Source organism: Paenibacillus sp. J5, from assembly GCF_054955055.1.
In genome coordinates, this window is the sequence record NZ_JBUEDD010000021.1 from 45,436 (window position 1) to 51,897 (window position 6,462).

General features: G+C 59.8%; 2 protein-coding genes (1 of these 2 only partly in view). Both read left to right on the top strand.

Features of this window, described 5'->3' with window-relative positions:
• Nucleotides 1-4,998: the end of a non-ribosomal peptide synthetase gene (locus ACY1JZ_RS25685; RefSeq protein ID WP_462631592.1), read on the top strand. Its footprint begins 7,557 nt before the window's first position; only the last 4,998 of its 12,555 coding nucleotides appear in the window; the start codon falls outside the window, past its left edge; its stop codon occupies nt 4,996-4,998.
• A 51-nt stretch (nt 4,999-5,049) separates the two neighbouring features.
• On the top strand, nt 5,050-6,462 hold a 1,413-nt coding region (locus ACY1JZ_RS25690), incomplete at its 3' end, for a condensation domain-containing protein (protein WP_462631593.1).

Below are 6,462 nucleotides of genomic sequence, written 5' to 3' on the forward strand. Positions count from 1 at the left end.
GCACCCGAGAACACAGAGCTTGCGACACCGCTGCAACAGCTTCTCGCTCTGTTATGGGCAGACGTGCTGGGCGTTCAGCGCATAGGTGCCCAGGATCATTTCTTCGAGCTGGGAGGTCATTCGCTGTCAGCCATTCAGTTGATCTCGCGTGTGCGGGAGCAATTCCGGATTGAACTCTCTTTGCGCTTGCTGTTTGAAGCACCGGTCTTCGGTTCATTCGCCGCACAAGTCGAGGCACTGCGCAGACATGACAAGGGACAGACGGTTGCAATCGGTGCAGGCCAGCGTCCCGAGAGTTTGCCGTTGTCCTACGCCCAGCAGCGGTTATGGTTCCTCGATCAGCTTGGAACAGCCAAGGAGCAGTACAACATTCATACGGCTGTACGTCTGCAGGGTTCCCTGGATACCGATGCATTCGAGCAGGCACTGGATGAGCTGGTGAAGCGTCATGAGACGTTGCGAACGACCTTCATCGCACAGGACGGACGACCGGAGCAGCGGATTGACGTCGAACAACTGCCAGGCGTCCAGATTATTGATCTGGCTTCACTTGGCGAACAGGAACAGCAGGATGCCGTACAACTGCACGCACAGCGGGCGGCAGGGCAGGTGTTCGATCTGACCCGCGGGCCGCTGCTGCAGGCTATATTGCTGCGGCTTGCGCCGCAAGACCATGTGTTGCTGCTGACGATGCACCACATCATTTCCGATGGCTGGTCGATCGGTGTGCTTGTCAAGGAATGGAGTGCTTTGTATGAGGGCATCTGCAAGGGCGACCCGGTACAACTGCCTGAACTCGCCATTCAATATGCAGACTATGCGCTGTGGCAGCGCAACTGGCTCAATGACGGTGTGCGGGAAGCGCAGTTGTCCTACTGGACAGACAAGCTCCATAACCTCCCGCCTGTGCTGGAGTTGCCTGCAGATCGGCAGCGGCCTGCGGTGCAATCCTTCTCTGGCAGACAAATCTATAAGCCGCTGCCTGCCACACTGCTGCACAAGCTGGAGCAGCTTAGCCGTCAGGAAGGCAGCACCTTGTATATGACACTGCTGACGGGCTTTCAGCTATTATTGTTCCGGTATACCGGGCAGAACAGCTTCTGCATCGGCACGCCTGTCGCCAATCGGAGCTATCCTGAGATTGATAAGCTGATCGGCTTCTTCGTCAATATGCTGCCCATTCGTGCGGATGCTCAAGCGGATATGACGGTGCGAATGATGCTGCAGCAGACGCGAGAGACGGTGCTGGACGCCTTCGATCATCAGGACCTGCCATTTGAGCAATTGGTGGATCATGTTCAGCCGGTGCGCAGCTTGTCGCATACCCCGTTATTTCAAGTTGTCTTTGACCTTGTCAATCGACAGATGAGCGACTTTGAACTGGCGGGTCTGCAGACCTCACCTGTACAGGTTGAATGGGAGCATGCGAAGTTCGATCTCAGCTTAACGATGGTGGAGACGGACGAGGGCATGTTGGCCTCCTTCATCTATAACACCGATCTGTTCTATTCGGACAGAATGGAGCGGATGCTGGAGCATCTGCTCGTATTGCTGGAGCAGATGACAGAGCACTCCGAGCAGCAGCTATGCCATCTGCAACTGCTGAGCGAAGCAGAGCGGGTGCAGCAGGTGGAGGAGTGGAACCGGACGGCGAGCAGCTACGAAGGAGCAGAGAGCGTGCAGGAGCTGGTGGAGCGCCAGGCGAAGCAGACGCCGGAGGCAGCGGCTATCGTGCAGGGCGAGCGGACGGTGACATACCGGGAGCTGGATGAGCAGGCGAATGAGCTTGCGCAGCGCTTGCGCAGGGCAGGGGTGAAGCTGGGGACGCCGGTGGCGGTGTGCATGGAGCGCAGCGCCGAGCTGATCATTGCCGAGCTGGGTGTGCTGAAGTCGGGCAGCCCGTATGTGCCGATCGATCCGGCGTACCCGCCGGAGCGCATCCGGTATATGCTGTTGGATACGCAGACCGCGGTCGTGCTGACGCAAGCGAAGCTGGCTGGGCGCTTGGGCGAGCTGACCGGGGCGGCCATCTGGTCGCTGGACACAGCGGATGCGAAGGAGTATGCAGAGCTCGGCGGACGGGCGATGCAAGGGCTGGAGGAAAGACTGAAGGAAGGGCTGGAGGAAGGACGGGATGACAGCCGCACCTCCGATAATGAGTACGCGCCGATGCAAGCGGGCACGCCTGAGAGTCTGGCCTATATAATCTATACCTCAGGCTCGACGGGTCAGCCGAAGGGCGTGGAGGTGTCGCACCACTCGCTGCTGAACCTGATCGGGTGGCATCAATCCGCCTACGAGGTGAGCGCGTCTGACCGTGCGACGCTGCTGGCAGGACCGGCCTTCGACGCCTCGGTATGGGAGATCTGGCCGTATGTGACGGCGGGAGCGAGCGTGCATATCGTGGAGGAGGAGCTGCGGCTATCGCCGGAGGAGCTGAGAGATTGGCTGGCAGCTACGGGCGTCACGCTGAGCTTCATGCCGACGCCGCTGGCGGAGCGGATGGTGGAGCTGGAGTGGCCGGAGAAGGTGGCGCTGCGTGCGCTGCTGACAGGAGGCGATCGTCTGCATCGCCATCCCGCCCAGGCGCTGCCGTTTGCGCTGGTGAACCATTACGGCCCGACCGAGAATACGGTGGTGGCGACCTGTGCGGTGGTGCCGCCCGCAGCAGGCCAAGCGGAGGCGCCAAGCATCGGCCGACCGATCGCCAATACGACATGCTACATTCTGGATGAGGCGATGGAGCTGGTGCCTGTAGGGGTGCCGGGCGAGCTGTACATCGGAGGCAGCAATCTGGCGCGAGGCTACTGGGGCCGTCCCGAGCTGACGGAGGAGCGATTCGTAGCGAATCCGTATGGCGGAGCAGGGAACGAGCGGATGTACCGGACAGGGGATCTGTGCCGCTACCGGGCGGATGGAGAAATCGACTATCTGGGTCGGATCGATGACCAGGTGAGTGTCCGTGGCTTCCGGGTAGAGCTGGGCGAGATCGAGACGGTGATGGCCCGCTATGACGGAGTGAAGGAAGCGTGTGTGTCGGCGCGAACGGAGGACTCGGGCCAGACGCGTCTGACAGGGTACATCGTAGCGATAGAGGGAAGACCGTGGCAGGAGCTGGAGGAAGGGCTGCGCCGTCACATGAAGTCCTGGCTGCCGGAGTACATGATCCCGGGCGTGGTGATGCAGCTAGAGCAGTTGCCGATGACGGCGAACGGGAAGCTTGACCGGAGGGCGCTGCCGGAGCCGGAGCAGCCGGGGGGAGGCGCCACGTATGCGTCACCGCGCAATGAGCTGGAGCAGGCGCTATGTGCGATCTGGGAGCAGGTGCTGGGCGTGCGGCAGGTCGGCATCCGCGACAATTTCTTCGAGCTGGGCGGAGACTCCATCATGAGCATTCAGGTTGTAGCTAGGGCGGGGCAGTCCGGCTACAAGCTGACAGCCAAGCTGATGTTCCAGCATCAGACGATTGAAGAGCTGGCAGACTGGGTGGAGCATACGGCTCCTGTAAGGGCGGAGCAGGGCATCGTCACAGGCGAGGTTCCGCTGACACCGATCCAGAGATGGTTTCTGCAGCAGCCTATGCATGCGCGTCATCACTGGAATCAGGCTGTGCTGCTTACGGTACGCCAGCCTGTGCGCAAGGAACTGCTTGAGGCAGCGATTGATCGGCTGATCCGTCATCATGATGCATTGCGCCTGAGATATGGCCAGGATGGGACGGGCTGGCGGCAACGGGGCGTGGAGCCTTCTGCGGGTCCGTCGCTCGCCAGCTATGATTGGTCTGACTTGCTTCCAGAGGAGCAGCAGCGGCGAATGGCAGCCTGCATCGACCAGATGCATGCCAGCCTCGATCTGCAGGAGGGGCCGCTGCTTCGCGCCGGACTATTCGATCTGGGAGCAGAGGAGCCTGCACGCCTGCTCATTACGATTCACCATCTGGTTGTGGATGGCGTGTCCTGGCGTATCCTGCTGGATGATCTGCAATCAGCATATTCACAACTGATGGCAGGCCAGCCGCTTCAGTTGCCGATGAAGACGACTTCTTACAAGGAGTGGGCGGAGCGGCTGCAGCAGCTTGCTGCCTCTGGGGCGCTCGATGCCGAGCGTGAGTATTGGCAACAGGTATGCCGTTCTTCGGTCGACAGCCTGCCAGTAGACGAGCCAACGGACTCGAAGCTGCTGGATGGGGTCAACACGAACGGAGCCGCCCGATCCATTCGTCTCGCGCTGGACGAGACAGAGACCCGGGAGCTGATCCAGCAAGTGCCTGCCGTGACTGGGGCGCATATGAATGATATTCTGCTATCCCCGCTCCTGCTTGCGCTAGAACAATGGACAGGCAAGGCCGAGGTCTCCTTGCTTCTGGAGGGGCATGGAAGAGAGGAGCTATTCCCGGACGTTGATCTCTCCCGCACGGTGGGCTGGTTTACCAGTATGTATCCCGTTCGTCTCGGCCTTGCCGGCAGCCGTGACCCACTGCAGGTGATGGGTCAGATCGGAGAGCAGCTTGGACAAGTTCCGCAGCGTGGGATCGGTTATGGCTTGCTGCGATATTCGTCTTCCGGCTCGTGGGCCGCTCTCAAGGCCGAGCCGCAGATCAGCTTTAACTATCTGGGTCAACTGAAGCTTGAAGGGACAGCCGCCGCGTACTTCGGCTCCGCGCCGGAACAGGTAGGCTCCCTCAGTGCCCCTGACAATGTTCGGAATGTGTGGCTTGAAGTGAGCGGCGTCATTACGGATGGACAGTTGCATATGGATTGGCGCTATTGTCCGTCCATCCATCACGCGGCAACGGTTATGCGGCTGGCGGAAGCTTACATGACGATACTGCGTTCCATTCTGGATGCGTGCCGTGGAAGTGAGGCCTTGCATGAGGCAGCGGCTGCCGTCTCTGAATTTGGCTGGAATGCTGACGAGCTCGAGCATATTATGGATGCGCTTGAAGATATGGACGAACTAGCTGAGGAAGATCTAGACGAGATGGACGAGGATGCGTAAGCCGGCCTGGGCGAGACATCAGGCTGCCGCAACAGAAAGGTGAAGGTAAATATGAGCGTGAAAAATGTGGAGGACTTTTACCCTTTGTCCCCTGCTCAGCAAGGGATGTTGTTCCATAGTTTATATGCGCCGGAATCAGGAGTGTACGTGCTGCAGCTAGCGTTTGGACTGAGCGGCATGCTTGATGCTGCAGCGATGGAGCAGGCGTGGAACGATGCTGTAGAACGGCATGTAGCGCTACGCGCTTCATTTGCTACAGCCAAGCTCAAGCAGCCGCTGCAAGTCATTCACCGGCAAGTGGAGCTGCCGCTGACACAGCTTGATTGGCAGGCTGACGATTCTCAGAATCAGGCAGAGCGTCTTCAGCAATTTCTTGCCGAGGACAGGCAGCGCGGCTTCGTGCTTCATAAGGCTCCGCTCATGCGGGTGACATTGATTCGGCATAGCGAGGATCGCTGGCATCTTGTCTTTACCGCGCATCACCTGCTGCTTGACGGATGGAGCCTCGGACTGGTGCTGAAGGATGTCTTCGCCCTATACGAGGCCCGCTCACAGGGCGTGCGCCCTCAGCTTCAACCATGCTTCTCCTATAAGGACTATGTGGTGTGGCTGAACAGGCAGGACATGCAGCAGGCGGAGCGATTCTGGCGCGGTGCGCTGGAGGGCTTCACAATCCCAACCGTACTTGGACTGGAAACTACCGGGGGCGAAGAGAGCGGAGAGCAGGCAGAGCAGCAGCTCACGCTCTCTGCGGAGCAGACAGCGGCACTCACGCAGCAGGCCAAGCGAAACCGGCTAACGGTCAGCACCATCGTACAGGGGGCGTGGGCGTTCCTGTTAAGCCGTTACAGTGGCGAGGAGGATGTGGTGTTCGGCTCGGTCGTCTCGGGACGCCCCCCGGAGCTGACGGGTGTGGAGGAGACAGTGGGCATGTTTATTAATACGCTGCCGGTTCGTGTGCGCATGCAGCCTGGCGACAGCATGCTTCAATGGCTGCAGAAGCTGCAGACGCGATTGGTGGAGCTGCGCGAGTACGAATTCGTCCCGCTCTCTCACATTCAGAACTGGAGTGAGCTGCCGCGAGGCAGCCGTCTGTTCGACAGTATCGTTGCCTTTGAGAGCTATCCGTTTGATGCTTCGCTGGCAAGTGGCGTAACGACGGTGACGGTGGACGAGGTGCAGGCGACAGAGCAGACCAGCTTCCCGCTGACAGTGACGGTGCTGCCGGGCACGAGGCTGGGCGTCAAGCTTCAATATGATGGCGGTCGATTCGGAGAGCAAGCGGTGCGAAGACTTCTGGAGCACATGCAGACGCTACTGCTTCAAATAGCGGACGAGGTGGACAAGAAGCTAGCCGACTACACGATTCTGCCGGAATGGGAGCATGAGCAATTGACGGTGGGATGGAATGAACAGGCGGCAGTGTCCGGCACGCCGGAGTGCATCCACCATGCGATTCGGCGG